This window comes from Burkholderia sp. 8Y (assembly GCF_902506145.1).
Classification (GTDB): Bacteria; Pseudomonadota; Gammaproteobacteria; order Burkholderiales; family Burkholderiaceae; genus Caballeronia.
Map to the genome: position 1 here is coordinate 2,266,396 of NZ_LR733519.1, position 17,527 is coordinate 2,283,922.

Consider the following 17,527-nt stretch of genomic DNA (forward strand, 5'->3'; position numbering starts at 1 on the left):
TCAATGCGCCTGTTCGCGCAGGCGCGGCTGCCGCATGTCCGCCCAGTCGAGCGTGTCCCACGCGACATCGAGCGGCTTCTGCGCGAGGCGGCGTCGGAAAGTCGCGGGCGAAAGCGCCATCGCCATCCAGCGCAGCAGGCGGCTCGCGAAGCCATGCGTCTCGATCCGCACCGCGCACACCACGCAGTCGCCGCCACGGTCCTCGGCGATCAGCGCGGAGATGCGGCCGACGCGCCGGCCATCCGTGCCAGTGACGCGCACGCCCACGAGTTCGTCGAGGTTCACGGTCTCCATCAGCGCGCTCCTGGAATGCGGTCGATGGCGCGCGCGCGCAGCCAGCGTTGCCAGTCGTGCACGGGCGTATCGTCGCAATCGACGTCCAGTTCAATATCCACGCCGACCTTGCGCACGTCCTTCCACGCAATGCGATACGGCGTGGTTTTGTGGCCCGCGCCGACACGCGCGAGCAACGCGCACATCAGCCGATGCGCACGCGCACCGAAGCGCCGCGCGATCACGACCGTTCCTGTTTCGATGAACACGAGCCTCGGCAACTCGCCATCGCGCAGTTCGGCGACGAGGCCATCCACGCGTCCCATGCGCACGCCGTTCTTGTCGACGAGCTGCTTGTCGAGGATATCGTGCACGACGTCCATCATGTGCCTCCGAAGTATTCGAGCGGTATCGTCACGATGCCGAGCACGAACGCCAGCGCGGTAATGGCGATCACCGCCACGTTCGATATCGGTCCGTTGCAGTGCTCGCCCATGTAGTGCTCGTCGTTCATCAGCACGATGAACGGCACGACCATCAACGGCAGATTGACGGCGGTGAGCGCCATCGAAAAGACGGTGAGCTTGAGCGGATCGGCGCCGGCGGCGATCGGCAACGCGCCGAGCAGGAGCGCGCACGTATAGACGAGGCTGAAGCCGGGATTCGCGCGCGGCGGGCAGTCTTGCCCCCAGTTCCAGCCGAACGCCTGCGCGAAGAGATACGCTTCGAGCAGCGCGACTTCGAGCGCCGCGCCGAGCGATGCAATGCCGAGCGACGCCACGAAGAGCACGAAGCCCCACATGCCGAATGCATCGACGAGAAGCAGCGGCAACTGGTGAAAGTCTTGCACGTCGAGAATGCCGCGCCCGTTGAGCACCTGCGCCGCGACGAGCAGCACCGCAGCGGAAATCACGCCGCCGAACACCATGCCCAATGCGGCAATGGCGCGGTTGGGCCACAGATAGCCGCGGTCCCAGCGGTCCTCGATCGCGCCCGACGAATAGAAGAGAAAGAGCGTCGGCGAAAGCGACGCGCCCAGAATGCTCGCCGCCATGAACCAGTACGTCGCGGCTTGTCCGTGCGGGCGGCTCGGCACCGCGGCGGCCGCTATCTGCGTCCATTCGGGCCGAAGCCGAACGATGGCGACGACGAAGCACAGCGTGACGAGGCCGAGCAGCGACACGCCTTTCTCCAGCATGCCGAACGTGCCGCGCCACAGAAAGAGCCACGACAGCAGCGCGACCGGCAGCGCCCACCATTGATACGCAATGCCCGTCGCGAATTCGAGCGCCACCGAGACGCCGCCTATCTCGGCGCTGAGTACCAGAAAGCTCACGATCACCGTCGATAACAACGGCAGCGCGAGCAGCTTGATGCCGAAGCGGTCGCGAATGCCATCGACGATCGTATGCCCGCTCACCGCCGCGAAGCGCCCGGACATCTCGGTGAGAAACGCGATGCACACGGTGCCGAGCACGACGGTCCACAGCAGTTGATAGTGAAACGCCGCACCCGCCTGCGCGGTGGTCGAGACCTCGCCCATTTCGAGGAAGCCGCCGATGCTCGTCACGATGCCGAGCGAAATCTCCAGCAGCTTCTTCATGACGCGGCACCGGGTTGCGCGCGCAGCCACGCATCGAGGCGAAGGGCGGCGTCATGCATGGCCGATTGCGCCTGGCTGACGCGGGCGCGGTCGCCGGAATCGAGCGCAGTGCGCGCGGTATCGAATGCGGCCTGTACTGCGTGAACGTGCGACGCGGCATCGGCCGGCGCGTGCGCGCGCTGTAATTCGCCGGCGATCTTGCCGATCTGCTCGCTCGCCGAATCCACCGAGCGCCTTGCATACGATGACGGCGACGTGCCGTCGAGCCACGAGTCCATCCACTGCGAGGCGGAGCGCGCATACGACAGCACAATGCGGGCATCCGATGCCGTATCGCTCGACGACGAACACGCGGCGCATGTCAGCGCGACGGCGGCCAGGAGCGGCACGAGCGACAGGAATCGGATCGGTTTCATGACGCGGCAGCGAGCAATCTGTGTTCCTTTTGCGCTGTGCCTGAAGTCTTGCGTCCGCTCAAAGCCAGCGCACGAGCACGGGCACCATCACCGGCACGAGAAACGATGTCAGGATGCCGTTGAGTCCCATGCCGAGTCCGGCGAACGCGCCCATCTGCTGGCTGATCTGAAAAGCGCGCGCCGTGCCGATGCCGTGCGAAGCCACGCCCAGCGCAAAGCCGCGCGCTTCCGGTTCGGCGATGCGCAGCGCGTTGAGAATCACGCGCGCGAAGACGGCGCCGAAGACGCCCGTCGAGATCACGAGCACCGCTGTCAACGACGGAATGCCGCCGATGGAGGTCGCCACCGCCATCGCGATGGGCGTGGTCGCGGACTTCGGCGCGAGCGAGGCGATCGTCTGCCGCGATGCGCCGAGCCACGACGCGACCGCGACGGCCGAGACGATCGCGGTCATCGACCCGGCGAAGAGCGCGACGATGAGCGGCGCGGCGAGCCGCCGCAGATTGCCCAATTGCCGGTAGAGCGGCAACGCCAGCGCAACCGTCGCGGGCCCGAGCAGGAAATGCACGAACTGCGCGCCTTCGAAGTACGTCGGGTACGGCGTGCGGCTGATCTGAAGCACCGCGACGATCAGCGCGACCGCGATCAGCACGGGATTGGCCAGCGGATTGAAGCGGCATCGCGCATAGACGGATTGCGCGATGAGATAGGCGAAGAGTGTGATCGTGAGGCCGAGCAGCGGCGACGCCGCGAGATAGACCCATATCGCGTTGAGCCGGGGAATCGCGTTCATGACGGCTCGTCTCCCTCGTCTGCCGCTTGCCGGCGCATCAGCGCGCGCATCACGAGCGCCGTCACGCCGATGCCGAGCGTCGTGCTCACGATGATCGCCAGCACGACGGCCACGAGATCGCCGCGCACGGCGCTCGCGGACGCCATGATGCCGACGCCCGCCGGAACGAAGAGCAGCGAAAGTTGGCGCAGCAGTTCGTTCGCGGTCGGCTCGATGTTATCGGCGGCGCGCGGGCGCGCGATCAGGAACCCGAGCAGCAGCAACATGCCGACGACCGGACCCGGCACCGGAAGCCGGAACACATACGAGACGCCTTCTCCGAAACACTGGAAGAGCAGCAGCACGGCAAGGGAAAGAAGCATGGCGGAACCTGTCGACGTTCATTGCGCGGTGTCGCGAAGACAGCAAGGTGCGCTCCCGCGGGCGTCGATCATCGGGCCTCCATGCGCGGTGAATGCTCCTAGAATGAATAAGACCGTTCGCCAGCGCGGCCATCGGACCCAACCGGTTCGATCAAAAGACAAGGAGACACATCATGGCGCCCCGCACACTGCTTCTGCTGATTCCGCCGCTCGTGTCCGGCCTCGTCGCCGGTTGCGGCGGCTCCGACCATCACGATGCCTACAACGACGCGCCGAAGGTCATCATCGACTCCGACTTCAACACGATGGGCGACGACGGCCAGCTCTTCGCGATGACGAGCCAGCTGATGGGGCAAGGCAAGGTGAACTTGCTCGGCCTGTGCGTCGTGACGGGCAACGACTGGCTCTTGCAGGAAGAAGCCGATGCGCTGAAGGCGGTGGAGCGCATGGGCGTGCAGAACAGGGTCGGCGTGTACGGCGGCGCGAACTATCCGCTTCAGTACGATGTCGCCAGCATTCGGGCGCAGCAGGCCGCGAATCCGAACGGCTACTTCGGCGCGTGGATGCGCACCGAGCCGACCGATACATCGCAACTCACCGCGCCGCCCGACGGCTTCGCGCAGTCCACCAAGCTGCAAACGGAAGCCGCCGCGGACTTCATGATCGACAGCATCAAGCGTTATCCGAATCAGGTGACGATCATCGAAGTCGGGCCGCCGACGAACCTCGCCACCGCAGTGAAAAAAGCGCCGGAGATCGTGCCGCTCATCAAGCAGATCGTCTACATGGGCGGCGCGATGAACGTGCCCGGCAACGCGAACGCCGTCGGCGAACTGAACTGGTGGTTCGATCCCGTGGCCGTGCGGACGTTATTGCAGACGACCATTCCGCAGCGTGTGATTCCGCTCGATGTGACCAACACCGTGCCGCTGACCGAGTCCGTCTATAACCAGATCGTCAATCCGCCGACCGGACAGACGCCCGTCACGCAGGTCTATGCCGTCGAGAACGCGAGCGCGTTCGCGAGCCACACCGACATCTACGACACGCTGACGATGCCGTACTTTCTCGATTCGACCTATGCGACCGAGACGCCGAGCGCGTACCTCGATATCGACACGACGCCCGGCGAGGATCAGGGGCACGTGCGCGTGTACCCGAACGCGCCCGCCCCGGGCGCGTCGCCGCAGAAGATCACGTACGTCACGAAGTACGACAACAACAGGTTCTTCAACCTGTACGTCAACCTGCTGACGAGTCCGGTGCCCGTGAAGTTCCAGTGACCGCACCGCTTGCGCGGTGATCAGTCCATGTGCGCTTTGGGCGTGATGGCGGCAGCGACCGGTTCGGCGCTTCTCGCCAGCGCGCCGCCGAGCGCGCTGCGATAGATGTCGAGATACGCGTTGACCATCGTGTCGGGATTGAAGGTATCGGCGTGTCTGCGCAGCCGGTCATGCACGGACGGGTCCTTGAGCAGTTCGATGGCTTCGCGGATCTTCTCGATGAGCGTCTCTGGCCGGTCCATGTCGAAGACGAGCCCGGAGCGCGGCTCGATCACTTCGGGAATGCCGCCCCGGTTTGCGCCGACGACGGGCAGACCATGCGAATACGCCTCCACGATCACGCGCCCGAACGGTTCGTGCCAGATGGAAGGGACGATGAGTATGTCGATGCTGCTCAGGAAGTCGTTCGCCTTCACGTGCCCGAGAAACTGCACGCGCGGGTCGCGATACTTCGTCTTCAGCGATGCGATGTAGCCCGCCTCGCCATTGCCGCCGAACGCGAGCGTCCAGTCGAGCGTGTGGTCGGCTGACAGTTGTTCGAGCACGACCTCCGAGCCTTTGTCGCGCGCCACGCGGCCGAGCACGCCGAGCCGGACCGGTCCGCCCTGATAGCGCCGCTTGCTGGCGAGGGTCGCGGTGTCCGAGCTCGGGATATAGCAATTGCTCACGACCGCCGTGCGCGACGCGTGAGGAAAATAGCCGCTTTCCAGGTGTTTTTGCAGCACGAAGCGGCTGACGCCGATCGCCACTTCGACGCGTGCCGAGGCCGCGCGCTTCGGCGCGGAATAGAGCGCACACGAGCCGCACTGGCGCTTGCACGGTTGGGCGTCCGCGAACATGGTCGTTGACGGGCACATCAGATAATAGTCGCGAGCGGTATGCACGATCGGCACGCCCGCGTTGCGGGCCACGCGCCACACGTCCACGGAAAGACACGCAAGATTGCTCGTATGGATGACGTCCGGCTTTTCGTGCTTGATGATGTTAGCAAGCTTGCGCGACATCACGACGTTATAGACATCGAGCGCATGCCAGGCGAATCTCGCCACGCGCGAGCGTTTTTTTGGCCGATGCGGCCAGTACAGATTGGCGTTACGCAGACGATAGACCTTCACCCCGTTCAATTCGGAAATGCTGTCCATGCCCGTACCCGTCGCGCAGGCCACGCTGACTTCCATGCCGGCTCTCACGAGGCCCTCGGCAAGAAGTTGCGTCGATACCTCGGCCCCACCGACCTTGTCCGGGTAATACAACGTGTTGACGATCAGAATTTTCACGGCGTTAGAAGTGATGTTGTCGTTCTTCTATAGGCACCCTGGCTGTCACCCGTGAGGCGATCCGGCAAGGGCGAGGAGTGCGCTACTGTGGTCGTCGTCCCCCTGAGACGAGCTCGGAATCCACAGCTCCACGATTTCGCTCTTACTCGTAGGCAAGAGTTTAGGATAAGCCAGAAAGCTTGAGAAGGCTCAAAGCGAAACGTAAGGAAATGCAAGCCATAGTTAGTGGAACGAACTCTTTTTGTCTGACGAGTTTTCCGGGTGGAGCTGCCCTTCGCCTTATTCGACGGTAAGCACGATTTACATGCAAATGTAACGGCCGTTACTTGTGTATGTTGCTGCGCAGGGACGCGACATCGTTGGTCGTGATGGGCCGCGCGTCGTTTCCCCACGACGAGCGAATGTAAGTGAGCACCTGCCCGATCTGCAAATCTGACAGGCGACCCGCGAAGCCCGGCATGTTTTGCCGAGGCGGACCGTGAATGGTGTCTGGACTGTTGCCGCCCTCGACCAGCAGCCGGATCAGCGATGTCGTGTCCTCGCTGATGACCGCCGGATTGCCCGCGAGTTTTGGAAACGCCTTCGGCACGCCCTGGCCCGTATCGAGATGACACTGCGCGCAGAAGGTCGCATAGACCGCCGCGCCCTGACCGGGCGGCACGTCGGGCGCGCGTGTCTTCAGGCGGCCCGGCTGCGCGAGCGAGGGATCGAACGTGCCGTCGGCGGCGCCCGTGGCAGGCAGCGTCTTGAGATACGTCGCGATGGCGGTCAGATCGTCGTCGCTCAGGTATTGCAGGCTGTCCTCGATGGTCTGAACCATCGTGCCCAATGCGATCGTCTTGTCGCCACCGTGCCCTGTCTTGAGGAACGATGCAACCTCCTGCGTCGAGAGTCGCCCGAGTCCCGAGCCCGGATCGGCGCGCAGGCTGAGCGCATACCAGTTGTCGTTCACGCTGCCTGAGAGATATGTCTTGGACGATTCGTCGTAGCCGCGCTCCTGATAGGCAGCGCCGCGCGGCGTGTGACACGCACCGCAGTGACCGAGACCCTGCACGAGATACGCGCCGCGATTCCATGTGGCATCGCGCTCGGGTCGCGGCGTGAAGACGTCCTTCGGCGCCATGGCCGCGCCCCACAACCGCAGCGCCCAACGCTGATTGAACGGGAAGGGCACGTCGGTCGGCGGCGGCTTGTAATGCACCGGAGGCACGCCGTGCATCATGAACGCGTAGAGCGCGCGCATGTCGTCCTCGCTCATCTTGACGAAGGACGTATAAGGCATCGCGGGATACAGCCCCTTGTTGCCCGGCGCGACGCCTTTGCGCATCACGCGGGAGAAATCCTCATAACTGTATTTGCCGATGCCCAGCTCCGGATCGGGCGTGATGTTGCTGCTGTAGATCGTGCCGAACGGCGAGTTCACGCCGAGGCCGCCCGCGTACGGCGCACCGCCTTTCGGCGCGGTGTGGCAGCCCGCGCAGTCCCCGACCTTCGCGACATACGCGCCGCGCGCTATCAGTTCGGGCGAGGGGGCTTGCTCGGATGCATCGGCGAGACCCGTCGCCATGACGAGCGATACGGCCACCGCGCGCGCTAGCGACAGCGATCCGCACATGTGGCCTCTCATGAATGAGCGCATGTCAGGACTCCTCGTGCGCCCGCAGGCGAGCGGATGACGCCGTGGGACGGACGGCAGGCATCACGGGCCTGAGGCCCTGCGCGGGCCGCCTAGCCAGCCAGCGCGCGCCGACGAGCAGCCCGCCGACGAGGTACGCGAGCCCGCCCGGCACCCACATGACGAGCCCGCCCAGCTGCTGATCCTGTAACGGATCGAAGCCAAGCGCCAGCGTGCTCTCGATGCACGACGGATACCAGACCTCGGGCGCGAGCGTCAGCAAGGCGCCGAGCGCGCCCGTGTGAACCATCGTGGTGAAGAGCGACAGCATCGCGTGTGCGCTGTGGGCGCGCGAGCCGTCCTGCGCGGCGGGTCGGAACACGGTCCACCAAAAAAGCAGCGCTGTGCCGAGAAAGCTCGCGTGTTGCAGCGTATGAATCCCATCGTTCGCGAGCGCGGCCTCGAAAAAGCGCGGCGCATGCCAGCACCAGAGCGCCGCCGCGTGCAACGCCCAAGCGACAGCCGGCGCGGTCAGCCATCGCCACGGCGTGTTGATCCACGCGCTGCGCGTCGCGGCGCTGATGCGTTGCCGCGCACGAGGAGGGAACGCCCAGAGCCATACCGCGAGCGGCCTGCCGATCACGAGCAGCGGCGCGGCGACGAGCATGAAGATTTCGTGCTGAAGCATGTGTGCCGAAAAGAGCGCCTCGCTTAACGTGTGCAACGGCGACACCAGCGCGATGACGAGCGCGATCCAGCCGATCACGAACGAGACGAGGCGCATCGCGCGGTCGTGCCGTCCGCGTGCGCCGCGAACGCGAAGCTGCGCATAGCCGGCGAGATAGAGCCCAATGCTCAACGCGAGGCACACGACGACCCACGGCTCGAAGGTCCAGCCGAAGCTCTCGTGGACGCTGCTTGCGCCGGGCTCGACCGCGTGCGCGCAGGCGGCGCTTGCGCACGAGAGGGCGGCGAGTCCCGCCACGATGCGGATCAACAAGCGGAAAGCAGCCATTGCGGTAGCGAGATGAAGATGATGCCGAGCGACGACAGCGTGCCCACGCCCGTCGCCACGACGGCGAGAAAGCCTTCGCGCGACCGCAGCGCAGGCGCAGAAGGATCGGCTTCGCGCCGCGCGCTGCGCCAGCGGCCGAATGCGAGCAGTGTCGCGATGACGCTCACCGCGAGACTCGCCGCGCTGCAGCCATGCAAGAGGAGCATCGTCTGTAAGTGGCACGACGGCTCGACGAGCGCGTAGTTCACGCTCAGCAATCCGAGCAGGAGGGACGGCGCGAAGAGGAGAGCGGGCCAGGTGAGCATGATCGCGAGTCAGAAGCGGGGCGCCCAGTAAAGGACGCCGTAAATCGGCAGCCAGCTCAGTACGACGAAATACCAGTACACCGCGTTCTCGCTGACATCCACGAACCGCTTGCTTTCGAACGGGCCGGTGAAGAGCAGCACGGTGAGCACGGCGGTATCGACGAAATCGGTGACTAGGTGCGTCGTGTGCAGGCCGAGCAGCAGCCACACGACCGAGCCGTACGCATTCGTGTACCAGCTCACGTTGAGCGCCGCGAATTCGAAACCGCGCAGCACCATGAACGCGATGGTCGCGAGCAGACACACTGTCATCCACAGCTTCGCGGGTCCGCGCTCGAAACGCTCGGCGGCGCGCTTGGCGAGCTGATTCGGCAGCATGCTCGCGAGCTGCACCACGGTGTTGAGCGTGCCCCAGCGCAGCTCCGGCGCGGCAGCCGCCATCGGCCAGGCGGGCGCATGCGTGCGCAGATAGAAGTACATCATCACCGCGATGCCGAAGACCGTGCCTTCGATCAGCATCAGCCCGGCCGTGCTCCACCACATGACACTGCGATAGCCGAAGGCGAAGGTCGGAAGCGCGCGCACATCGAGCAGAAGCTCGGACGTGTCCGCTTCGTCGGGGCGCGTGTGCACGTTGGGGAGATCGCCGGCGGTACTCATGGACGCTGCTCCCGTGCGGCCGCGAACGCATTGCTCCCGCGTTTGGGCCAGAACCACGCGATCATCGCCACGGCGACCGGCGGCGAGCCCCACACGATGGCCCACGGCGTGTAGATCGAACCGATGAACAGGATCGTCGTCGCGATGGCGCTGATGAACGGCCAGATGGAAGGCGACGGAAAGAGCGGCCGATGATCCGGCTTCGCATCGAGCACGCTCGTCATGAGCACTTCGCGCGCATCGGCGGCGAGTCCTCCGACGAAACGCGGCTGCGCGGGCGGTTCCCACATCGGGTCGCGCCCATGCACGACGGGTATCGCGTCGAAGTTATGCGGCGGCGGTGGCGACGGCACGCTCCATTCGAGCGTGCCCGCGCCCCACGGATCGGCGGGCGCCTGCTGGCCGCTTCTCAGCGTCACGACGACATTGACGATGAATAGCAGCACGCTCACCCCGATGGTCCATGCGCCAATGGTCGAGGCGAAGTTCATACCGTCCCAGCCGAGCCCGTGCGGATACGTCCAGACACGCCGCGGCATGCCATGCAGACCGAGAAGGTGCATCGGAAAGAAAGTGACGTTGAAGCCGATGAAGAACAGCCAGAACTGCCAGCGCCCGAGCCGCTCGGACAACATGCGGCCCGCGAATTTCGGGAACCAGTAGAAGAATGCGCCGAAGAGCGGAAAGACTGCGCCGCCGAGCAGCACGTAGTGCAGATGCGCGACGACGAAATACGTGTCGTGAACTTGCAGGTCCAGCGGCACAGACGCGACCATGATGCCGGTCATCCCGCCGATCACGAGGATGAAGAAAAACGCGAGCACGTAGAGCAGCGGCGTGCGCAAGTTGAGCCGGCCGGTCCAGAGCGTGCCGATCCAGCAGAAGATCTGGATGGCCGATGGAATCGCGATAGTGAGGCTCGCCGCCGTGAAGAAGCTCTTGCCCAGTTCCGGAAGATTGGTCGCGAACATGTGATGCACCCACAGCCCGAACGCGAGAAACGCGGTGGCGATGAGCGCGAGCACCATCGCGGGATAGCCGAACACGGGGCGGCGCGCGAACGTCGGAATGATCGACGAAATGAAGCCGAGCGGCGGGATGAAGACGAGGTAGACCTCCGGGTGCCCGAAGAACCAGAACAGATGCTGCCAGAGCAGCACGTCGCCGCCCTTCGCGGGGTTATAAAAATGCGTGCCGACCAGCCGGTCGAGAATGAGCGCGGTGCTGCAAAGCATCACCGAAGGCATCGCGAAGATCACCATGAACTGCGTGACGAGCGTCGCCCACACGAAGAGCGGCATGCGGTTGAGCGACATGCCCGGCGCGCGCATCTTAAAGATGGTGCTGATGAGAATGACCGCTTCCAGAAGCCCGGACAACTCCGTGAACGTGATCATCTGCGCCCAGATGTCGGAGCCTTTGCCGGGCGAATAGTCAGGGCCCGCGAGCGGCACGTAGCTGAACCAGCCGGCGGCCGGCGCGTCGTTCACCGCGAGCGAGCCGAACAACAGGATGCCGCCGAACAGAAACACCCAGTACGCGTAAGCGTTCATGCGCGGAAACGCGACGCTTCGCGCGCCGATCATGAGCGGCACGAGATAGCCGGCGACAGCCTGCATCACCGGCACGGCGAAGAGGAACATCATCGTCGTGCCGTGCATCGTGAAGAGTTCGTTGTACAGATTTGGACCCATGAGGCGCATGTCGGGCCGCGCGAGCTGCGTGCGCATGGCGAGCGCGAGCATGCCGCCCAGCACGAAGAACGCGAACGTCGTCACGATGAAGCGGCGCGAGACCGTCTTGTGATTGATGGCCGAGAGCGCGCCGATGATGCCCGGCGGATCGCTCCACGTCGCGGCGAGCGTGGCGCGCACGGCGGGCGACGCGTGCGGGCCGTCGACGGGACGTGAGTCATCATCCGACGGGCTGAAGCGGGAAGAAGCGTGCTCGCTCATTTCAGGGTTCCGAGCCAGACGACGAGGGCCTGGAGATCTCCAGGGGCGAGTTGCGTCGCCGGCATCATGACGCCGGGCTTGAGCGCGGGCGGATTCGTGATCCACGCCGCGAGGTTGTGCGCGTTGTTGACGAACGTGCCCGCCGCGATCGTCTGTCTGCTTGCCAGATGCGTGAGGTCCGGTCCTACCGAGCCGTTGGCGGGCGTGCCGCGCACGGTATGGCAGCGGGCGCAGTCGCCGTTCAGGAAGACATCGCGTCCGTGCATCGCGATGGCATCGCCCGATGCGCTCGCCGTCTGCCGCTGATGCGCGGCCCAGGCCGCGTATTGCGCGGGCGTGTCGGCGACGACCGAGAACGCCATCAGCGCGTGCTCGTAGCCGCAGAATTCCGCGCACTGCCCGCGATACGTCCCGGCGCGGTCGGCGCGAAACGCGATGGTCGAATGCTGGCCGGGAATCATGTCCTTCTTCCCGTGTAAATTAGGCACCCAGAATGTATGAATAACGTCCGCCGCCACGAGCGACACGATCACTGGCCGGCCGACCGGCACATGCAGTTCGTTGGCGACCGCGAAACCGTCGGCGCCGCCTTCGGGCGCATAGCGCGCCTGCCACCACCACTGATAGCCCGTCACTTCGACATGCAGCGCGTTGTCGACAGGCAGCCGCGACAGCGCGCGATCGGTGACGACATCGGCCACGAGAAGCCCGACCAGCAGAAGTGCCGATATGACCGTCCCCGCGATCACGAAGCGGTTGATGCCGCGCTCGGGCCGTTCGTTGCTGCCCATGTCGGCGGGTGTCGACTGATTGCCGCGCGGCGCGCGCAGCAGCGCGAACATGCACGCGAGCAGCACGCACGCGAACACGATGCAGCAGACAGTCAGCGTGAGGTGCCACAGATCCAGGACGCGGCTTGCCTGGATGCCTGCGGGACTAAGGGCGCTCTGCATGGCCGTTTCTTTCAAGCGTTAGCGTTATCGTTATGACACGGCTTAGGGACCAGTGCACCAACTTAGCAATAGACATTCCATGGACGCCCGCCCCTTTGGTTCAACGATTGCTCTGCTCTCGTTTGCAAGCTGATTGCCAGCGAGTTCAAGGAGGCAGAAAGCATGGACGTACCACGACAAGTCGTTTCGTTTCTCAGTTCGCGCGGCTTGATGCTTGCGACAGCCGAATCGTGTACCGCGGGTTATATGGCTTCGCTCGTCTCATCCGTGCCGGGCAGCGGCAGTTGCCTCGACGTGGGCTTCGTCACGTATTCGCCCTCGGGCAAGGCCGGTTTTCTCGGCGTGCGCGAGGAGACGATGAAGCAATACGGCCTGACGAGCGAGGAGGTGGCGCGCGAGATGTCGGAAGGCGCGCTCAAACAGGAGGCGTGCTGCGCGACCGTGTCGGTGTCGAACACCGGCGTGGCCGATGCGCCGCCCGGCGACGGTCCCGAAGCCGGCACGCAATGCTTCGCGTGGTCCTACAAGCTGCGCGACGGCCAGATCGTGACCTTCAGCGAGACCAAGGTCTTCGATGGCGAACGCAACGACGTTCGGCGCGCGGCGGCGCTCTACGCGCTGTCGCGCCTCGAACATTACTTCAACCGTCTGCCGAGACATTGACGAATACCGTTGGGGGACGAACATGGAACAGAGCCAAAGCGAATGGCGGCAGTGGCAACAGGACATCGCTCGCGAACTGGGCGTGACCCAGGACTTCGATGCCGATGCCGAGCGCGAGCGGCGCGTCGCCTTCTTGTCCGACTATCTGACGTCGCAGGGACTGCGGACTTACGTGCTTGGCATCAGCGGAGGCGTGGATTCGTCGACGGCCGGGCGTCTTGCGCAACTCGCCGTCGAACGGCTGCGCGCGCGCCGCTATGAGGCGCATTTCGTCGCGGTGCGGCTGCCGTACGGCACGCAGCGCGACGAGGACGACGCGCAGGCCGCGCTCGAATTCGTGCGTCCCGACGAGACCTTCGCGGTCAACATCAAGGGACCGTCGGATGAAATGCTCGCGGCGCTCAAGCAAGGCGGCGCGCAATACACCGACGATTTCCAGGAAGACTTCGTGCTCGGCAACATCAAGGCGCGCGAGCGGATGATCGCGCAGTACGCGATTGCCGGGGCGCGGCGCGGTGTCGTGATCGGCACGGATCACGCGGCGGAATCGCTGATGGGCTTCTTCACGAAGTACGGCGATGGCGGCGCGGACATCCTGCCGCTCTCGGGGCTGACGAAGCGCCGCGTGCGCGCGCTCGCGCGATCGATGGGCGCCGACGACAGACTCGTCATGAAAGTGCCGACGGCGGACCTCGAAACGCTCACGCCGCAGAAACCCGATGAGGACAGCTACGGCATCAGCTACGAGAACATCGACGACTTCCTCGAAGGCAAGGAAGTCAGCGAAGACGTGCTCACGACGATACGCCGCTTTTACATGGCGACGCGGCACAAACGCGCGCTTCCGCTCGACGTGCCGCGCGCCTGAGACTGGAATGACGATTGCGCGATAAACGGTGCGCGGCTGGCCCTTGGCGGCCGGTGCGAATCCACTCACCCTGAAACGGAGGCATCGATGGCATCGAAGACTATGCAGGACCTGTTCATTCACGCACTGTCCGACGTTTATAGCGCAGAGAAACAACTGACGAAGGCGCTGCCCAAGCTCGCACGCGCAAGTTCGAACCAGCAGCTAAAGCAGGCGTTCCAGCAGCATCTGGAAGAAACCAACGGTCAGATCGAACGGATCGATCAGGTCGTCGAACTATGCGGCATCAAGCTGAAGCGCATCAAGTGCGTGGCGATGGAAGGGCTCGTCGAGGAAGGACAGGAACAGATCGAAGACTTCGAGCAAGGCCCGATTCGCGATGCGGCGTTGATCGCTGCGGCGCAGAAGGTCGAGCACTACGAAATCGCGACGTACGGCACGCTCGCGACGCTTGCGAAGCAGCTCGGCAAGGAAGACGCGATGAACCTGCTGCTCGAAACGCTGCAAGAAGAGAAATCGACCGACGAAAAGCTCACGCAGCTTGCGAAGACGCAAATGGCCGAGGAAGTGAAGGCCGCGGGCTGACGAGATCCCCTCACTCGTCGCCGCAGCCTGAGCAGGAATGAACGCGCCGCTTCCCCCGGCGCGTTTTTTTTGGCCGCTTCGTTATGCGTAGTCCCTCGTCCGGCGCGATGGCGACGGCCGCAAAATTTGCGCAAGAGCAAGCGCGCCGAGCGATATCACCGCGAGCGACGCAAACGGGAACGTGCCGACCGTGTTCGCCGCGATCGCGGCGGGACGCTTTTGCCCGACGAGTTGCATCCTGCGCTTCGTCATCCGCTGTCCCAGTTCCGACAGTCGCGAAGCAAGGGCGCGCTCGGCAGTCGGCAAGAGCACGGTCTCTTCATCCGCGACGTGGTGAATCACTTCGCGCATCAACTGCATGAAGCGGGCATCGTAGGAGGCGTCGTCCGGGCCCATGGCGCGCAGCTTCGCAATGTCTTCGCGCATCTTGTCGTGCTCGGGCTTGCTCTTCGCGAGCGTGTCGTCGCCAGGCAGCGCCTCGCCGAGCGCCGGATAAAAGATCTCTTCTTCGAGTTGCGCATGAATTTCGAGCGCCGTGCAGGCCAGCTCGACGATGGCGCGCTTGCGCCACCACGGGCTATCGGCATGGTAACGATGGAACGCCGCCATGACATGCGTGTGATCCATGCGGATCATCGTCGTGATGGAGGGCGAGTAGGATGACATGTCCACGATGACTCCTTCGCGTATTCGCGCGTGCTTCGATGGTGGGGAGAGCTGTCTACTGGGCGCGCATCACGCGCCTTTCGCCTTCTTGTACTGCGCATGCGTGTACGGCAGCAGCGCGTCGGGCGCGCGCATGTCGCGCGGCGTTTCGAAGTCGCGCAGCGCCGCGCCGCGCATGGCTTCGGGCGAACGCGAAAAGCCGCTTCGATTCCGGTACATCGACGCAAACCGCTGGCTCCGGATCTGCGCTTCGCGCCGCTGATCTTCGGCGTGCGAGGACAGGGACGTGGCCGCGTGAATGTCGAGCGCGGTGACGCCGGCCACGTTCAGCAGCGCGCCGAGTGCGCGCGGGCGGCTCTTGTCGGATGAAGCGGCGAGCGTGGCGAGATCGAGCGCATCGCCGCCGACGCGTGCCCACAGGTACGGCGAAGGATCGCGCGACATCAGAATGCCGATGCCGCATGCGATCTCGCGCAGACCGTAGAGGCGCATCAGCGTCGAGCTCGTGCGCAGGCCGGCTGCGCGCGCCACCGAATCCGGCGCGAGCAGTTCGGCCGCGCCGAGCGCGAGGCTGAACCAGCCGAGGCCGCGTGCAATGGAGGCGGGTTTGCTTCGTTGCGTAACGTCGTTGGCAGGCGACTTGGGGAAAGGGAAGGGATCACTCATGGATTCACCTCTTCTGAGAAAGCTGAGGAAGGCGGAACGGGCAAGCGCGGGTCGCGCTTGAGCGTGGACCTTCAAGCAAGCGGCATTCCGGCAGCACGAGTGGTACAGGCAATGCTCGAACGCACCCATTGCCAGAGGAATAGGGGAACCGTCATGGTGACGACGGCGGGCGAGACGCAAGAAGAACCGTCGATGACCGAGCAGCTTGCCGCGTTCGTGGGGCGCATGCATATCGGCGATCTCGGCGACGCTGCCCTCGACAGACTCAAGCGCAGCATCGTCGATGCACTCGGCTGTGCGATCGGCGCGATCGGGCAGCCGACGATACTCAAGGTGCGCCGCCTCGTCACGGAGTTCGGCGGACCGCCGCTCGTCACGCTCATCGGCGGCGGATGCAGCGCGCCCGATCGCGCCGCGCTGTACAACGGCTGCCTCGTGCGCTATCTCGACTTCATGGACAACACCGCGATACGCGGCGAGGTGTGCCACCCGTCGGATAACCTCGCCGCGCTGCTCGCGGCAGGGGAATACGCGGACGCGACCGGCGCATCGTTTCTCGCGGCGCTTGGCATCGCGTATCAGGTGCAGACGCGCCTGCTCGACATCCCAACGATGCGCGCCGGCATCAATTACACGACACCGCTGTCTTTCTCCGTCGCGGCGGGCGCGTCGAGCCTGCTCGCGCTCGACGAATGGCGCTGCGCTCAGGCGCTTGCGCTCGCGGGCGTCGGCGCGGTGTCGCTCGCGGCGATTCAGGCCGAGCCGGTATCGGAGTGGAAGGGGCTCGCGTCCGGCGAAGCGGCGAGCCGCGCGCTCGCCAACACCTTTCTCGCGCGCAATGGCATTACCGGGCCGATGGGCGTCTTCGAAGGACCGATGGGGCTGTTTCATCTGGCAGGCGCGCAGCCGCCGCTCGACTGGAGCCGCGAGCGGCTGGACGTGCCGCTACGCGTGTCCATCAAGAAGCACAACGCGGAGTTTCAGTCGCAAAGCGCCGTCGATCTGGCGATCCGCTTGCGCGACGCGCATGGCATCGATGCGGCGAAGATCGCGCAGGTGAACGTGGAGGTCTCGGACGGCGCGTATCAGGTGCTCGGCGGTGGCGCGTATGGGCCGAAGGATCAGTGCTGGATCAAGGAGCAGGCCGATCACAACCTGAAGTATTTGATTGCCGTGGCCCTGATCGACGGTGAAGTGTGGCCCGCGCAGTTCGCCGAGGAACGGATAAGGCGCGACGACGTGCAAAGCCTCTTGCGGCGCGTGAATGTCTCGCCGAACGACCACTATACGAAGCGTATTCCCGATGAAATGCCGGCGTCGATGCAGATCGTGATGACCGATGGCGCGATCATCGGCGGAGAGCAAGCGGAGTACGAAGGCTTCCACACGCATTCGATGGACTGGAGCGCGGTCGATGTCAAGTTCGAACGTCTGACGGCCGATGCGCTGGACGCGGGCCGTTCGATCGCCATCCGGCAAGCCGTCAGGCAACTCGAAACCATCCGTCTGCGCGAACTCACCGAACTGCTCGCGTGGTGATGCGCGCCCACCCCGAGGCATGCAAGGTGC

Annotated in this window: 20 protein-coding genes; 5 read left to right on the forward strand and 15 right to left on the reverse strand. The window is 64.7% G+C overall.

Features of this window, described 5'->3' with window-relative positions; translation table 11 throughout:
* The 6 genes from GV035_RS10085 to GV035_RS10110 are packed head-to-tail and all read right to left on the reverse strand — an operon-like array spanning position 1 to position 3,447.
* Complete coding sequence (locus tag GV035_RS10085) at positions 1-294, reverse strand: PRC-barrel domain-containing protein (RefSeq protein ID WP_159834782.1); 294 nt, start codon at positions 292-294, stop codon at positions 1-3.
* The gene (locus tag GV035_RS10090) at positions 294-659 is read right to left on the reverse strand and encodes a hypothetical protein (RefSeq protein WP_236572513.1); all 366 of its coding nucleotides are present in this window, start codon (positions 657-659) and stop codon (positions 294-296) included. Before GV035_RS10090 ends, GV035_RS10085 begins: the two co-directional genes overlap by 1 nt.
* A complete protein-coding gene (locus tag GV035_RS10095) occupies positions 656-1,876 on the reverse strand; it encodes an Nramp family divalent metal transporter (RefSeq protein WP_159834784.1) in 1,221 nt (406 codons plus the stop codon). The genes GV035_RS10090 and GV035_RS10095 overlap by 4 nt, the downstream gene beginning before the upstream one ends.
* The gene (locus GV035_RS10100; protein WP_159834785.1) at positions 1,873-2,292 is read right to left on the reverse strand and encodes a hypothetical protein; all 420 of its coding nucleotides are present in this window, start codon (positions 2,290-2,292) and stop codon (positions 1,873-1,875) included. The genes GV035_RS10095 and GV035_RS10100 overlap by 4 nt, the downstream gene beginning before the upstream one ends.
* Before the next feature lie 58 nt (positions 2,293-2,350).
* Positions 2,351-3,085 carry an LrgB family protein gene (locus GV035_RS10105; RefSeq protein WP_159834786.1) on the reverse strand — a complete coding sequence of 245 codons (735 nt, stop codon included), beginning with the start codon at positions 3,083-3,085 and terminating at the stop codon, positions 2,351-2,353.
* Positions 3,082-3,447: a CidA/LrgA family protein gene (locus tag GV035_RS10110; RefSeq protein ID WP_159834787.1), complete on the reverse strand. Its 366-nt coding sequence runs from the start codon at positions 3,445-3,447 to the stop codon at positions 3,082-3,084. Before GV035_RS10110 ends, GV035_RS10105 begins: the two co-directional genes overlap by 4 nt.
* Positions 3,448-3,620: 173 nt before the next feature.
* On the opposite strand from GV035_RS10110, the gene GV035_RS10115 reads away from it, so the two are divergent.
* Entirely contained in the window at positions 3,621-4,730 is a 1,110-nt protein-coding gene (locus tag GV035_RS10115; protein ID WP_159834788.1) for a nucleoside hydrolase, read from the forward strand.
* A 20-nt stretch (positions 4,731-4,750) separates the two neighbouring features.
* Here GV035_RS10115 and GV035_RS10120 read toward each other — a convergent pair whose 3' ends face one another.
* The 7 genes from GV035_RS10120 to coxB all read right to left on the reverse strand — a co-directional run bounded on the left by GV035_RS10120 (position 4,751) and on the right by coxB (position 12,510).
* Entirely contained in the window at positions 4,751-6,007 is a 1,257-nt protein-coding gene (locus GV035_RS10120) for a glycosyltransferase family 4 protein (RefSeq protein WP_159834789.1), read from the reverse strand.
* Between the two features lie 322 nt (positions 6,008-6,329).
* Positions 6,330-7,646: a cytochrome c gene (locus GV035_RS10125; protein ID WP_442859539.1), complete on the reverse strand. Its 1,317-nt coding sequence runs from the start codon at positions 7,644-7,646 to the stop codon at positions 6,330-6,332.
* A 1-nt stretch (position 7,647) separates the two neighbouring features.
* Complete coding sequence (locus tag GV035_RS10130; RefSeq protein ID WP_159834790.1) at positions 7,648-8,637, reverse strand: cytochrome c oxidase assembly protein; 990 nt, start codon at positions 8,635-8,637, stop codon at positions 7,648-7,650.
* Complete coding sequence (locus GV035_RS10135) at positions 8,616-8,942, reverse strand: hypothetical protein (RefSeq protein ID WP_159834791.1); 327 nt, start codon at positions 8,940-8,942, stop codon at positions 8,616-8,618. Before GV035_RS10135 ends, GV035_RS10130 begins: the two co-directional genes overlap by 22 nt.
* Positions 8,943-8,951: 9 nt before the next feature.
* On the reverse strand, positions 8,952-9,602 hold the full coding sequence (locus GV035_RS10140) for a cytochrome c oxidase subunit 3 (protein ID WP_159834792.1): 651 nt from the start codon (positions 9,600-9,602) through the stop codon (positions 8,952-8,954).
* Positions 9,599-11,557, reverse strand: a complete 1,959-nt coding sequence (gene ctaD / locus GV035_RS10145) for a cytochrome c oxidase subunit I (protein ID WP_159834793.1) — start codon at positions 11,555-11,557, stop codon at positions 9,599-9,601. The genes GV035_RS10140 and ctaD overlap by 4 nt, the downstream gene beginning before the upstream one ends.
* On the reverse strand, positions 11,554-12,510 hold the full coding sequence (gene coxB, locus GV035_RS10150; protein ID WP_159834794.1) for a cytochrome c oxidase subunit II: 957 nt from the start codon (positions 12,508-12,510) through the stop codon (positions 11,554-11,556). Before coxB ends, ctaD begins: the two co-directional genes overlap by 4 nt.
* 162 nt (positions 12,511-12,672) lie before the next feature.
* Between coxB and GV035_RS10155 the strand changes: the two genes are divergently transcribed.
* From GV035_RS10155 to GV035_RS10165, 3 genes are all read left to right on the forward strand, one after another.
* On the forward strand, positions 12,673-13,173 hold the full coding sequence (locus GV035_RS10155) for a CinA family protein (RefSeq protein WP_159834795.1): 501 nt from the start codon (positions 12,673-12,675) through the stop codon (positions 13,171-13,173).
* Positions 13,174-13,195: 22 nt separating this feature from the next.
* Positions 13,196-14,041 carry an ammonia-dependent NAD(+) synthetase gene (nadE, locus tag GV035_RS10160; protein WP_159834796.1) on the forward strand — a complete coding sequence of 282 codons (846 nt, stop codon included), beginning with the start codon at positions 13,196-13,198 and terminating at the stop codon, positions 14,039-14,041.
* A gap of 87 nt (positions 14,042-14,128) precedes the next feature.
* Complete coding sequence (locus GV035_RS10165) at positions 14,129-14,626, forward strand: YciE/YciF ferroxidase family protein (protein WP_159834797.1); 498 nt, start codon at positions 14,129-14,131, stop codon at positions 14,624-14,626.
* Between the two features lie 81 nt (positions 14,627-14,707).
* On the opposite strand, the gene GV035_RS10170 is transcribed toward GV035_RS10165, so the two are convergent.
* On the reverse strand, positions 14,708-15,292 hold the full coding sequence (locus tag GV035_RS10170) for a hemerythrin domain-containing protein (RefSeq protein ID WP_159835067.1): 585 nt from the start codon (positions 15,290-15,292) through the stop codon (positions 14,708-14,710).
* Between the two features lie 69 nt (positions 15,293-15,361).
* A complete protein-coding gene (locus GV035_RS10175; protein WP_159834798.1) occupies positions 15,362-15,958 on the reverse strand; it encodes a hypothetical protein in 597 nt (198 codons plus the stop codon).
* A 153-nt stretch (positions 15,959-16,111) separates the two neighbouring features.
* On the opposite strand from GV035_RS10175, the gene GV035_RS10180 reads away from it, so the two are divergent.
* Entirely contained in the window at positions 16,112-17,497 is a 1,386-nt protein-coding gene (locus GV035_RS10180; protein WP_159834799.1) for an MmgE/PrpD family protein, read from the forward strand.
* The last annotated feature ends 30 nt before the right edge of the window (positions 17,498-17,527 follow it).

Coding starts and splice junctions, on each gene's coding strand:
- coxB (WP_159834794.1), bottom strand. CDS start 12,510: ATGCAGAGCGCCCTTAGTCCCGCAGGCATCCAGGCAAGCCGCGTCCTG.
- ctaD (WP_159834793.1), bottom strand. CDS start 11,557: ATGAGCGAGCACGCTTCTTCCCGCTTCAGCCCGTCGGATGATGACTCA.
- GV035_RS10155 (WP_159834795.1), top strand. CDS start 12,673: ATGGACGTACCACGACAAGTCGTTTCGTTTCTCAGTTCGCGCGGCTTG.
- GV035_RS10175 (WP_159834798.1), bottom strand. CDS start 15,958: ATGAGTGATCCCTTCCCTTTCCCCAAGTCGCCTGCCAACGACGTTACG.
- GV035_RS10105 (WP_159834786.1), bottom strand. CDS start 3,085: ATGAACGCGATTCCCCGGCTCAACGCGATATGGGTCTATCTCGCGGCG.
- nadE (WP_159834796.1), top strand. CDS start 13,196: ATGGAACAGAGCCAAAGCGAATGGCGGCAGTGGCAACAGGACATCGCT.
- GV035_RS10085 (WP_159834782.1), bottom strand. CDS start 294: ATGGAGACCGTGAACCTCGACGAACTCGTGGGCGTGCGCGTCACTGGC.
- GV035_RS10115 (WP_159834788.1), top strand. CDS start 3,621: ATGGCGCCCCGCACACTGCTTCTGCTGATTCCGCCGCTCGTGTCCGGC.
- GV035_RS10130 (WP_159834790.1), bottom strand. CDS start 8,637: ATGGCTGCTTTCCGCTTGTTGATCCGCATCGTGGCGGGACTCGCCGCC.
- GV035_RS10125 (WP_442859539.1), bottom strand. CDS start 7,646: ATGCGCTCATTCATGAGAGGCCACATGTGCGGATCGCTGTCGCTAGCG.
- GV035_RS10135 (WP_159834791.1), bottom strand. CDS start 8,942: ATGCTCACCTGGCCCGCTCTCCTCTTCGCGCCGTCCCTCCTGCTCGGA.
- GV035_RS10095 (WP_159834784.1), bottom strand. CDS start 1,876: ATGAAGAAGCTGCTGGAGATTTCGCTCGGCATCGTGACGAGCATCGGC.
- GV035_RS10090 (WP_236572513.1), bottom strand. CDS start 659: ATGATGGACGTCGTGCACGATATCCTCGACAAGCAGCTCGTCGACAAG.
- GV035_RS10100 (WP_159834785.1), bottom strand. CDS start 2,292: ATGAAACCGATCCGATTCCTGTCGCTCGTGCCGCTCCTGGCCGCCGTC.
- GV035_RS10170 (WP_159835067.1), bottom strand. CDS start 15,292: ATGTCATCCTACTCGCCCTCCATCACGACGATGATCCGCATGGATCAC.
- GV035_RS10110 (WP_159834787.1), bottom strand. CDS start 3,447: ATGCTTCTTTCCCTTGCCGTGCTGCTGCTCTTCCAGTGTTTCGGAGAA.
- GV035_RS10140 (WP_159834792.1), bottom strand. CDS start 9,602: ATGAGTACCGCCGGCGATCTCCCCAACGTGCACACGCGCCCCGACGAA.
- GV035_RS10180 (WP_159834799.1), top strand. CDS start 16,112: ATGGTGACGACGGCGGGCGAGACGCAAGAAGAACCGTCGATGACCGAG.
- GV035_RS10165 (WP_159834797.1), top strand. CDS start 14,129: ATGGCATCGAAGACTATGCAGGACCTGTTCATTCACGCACTGTCCGAC.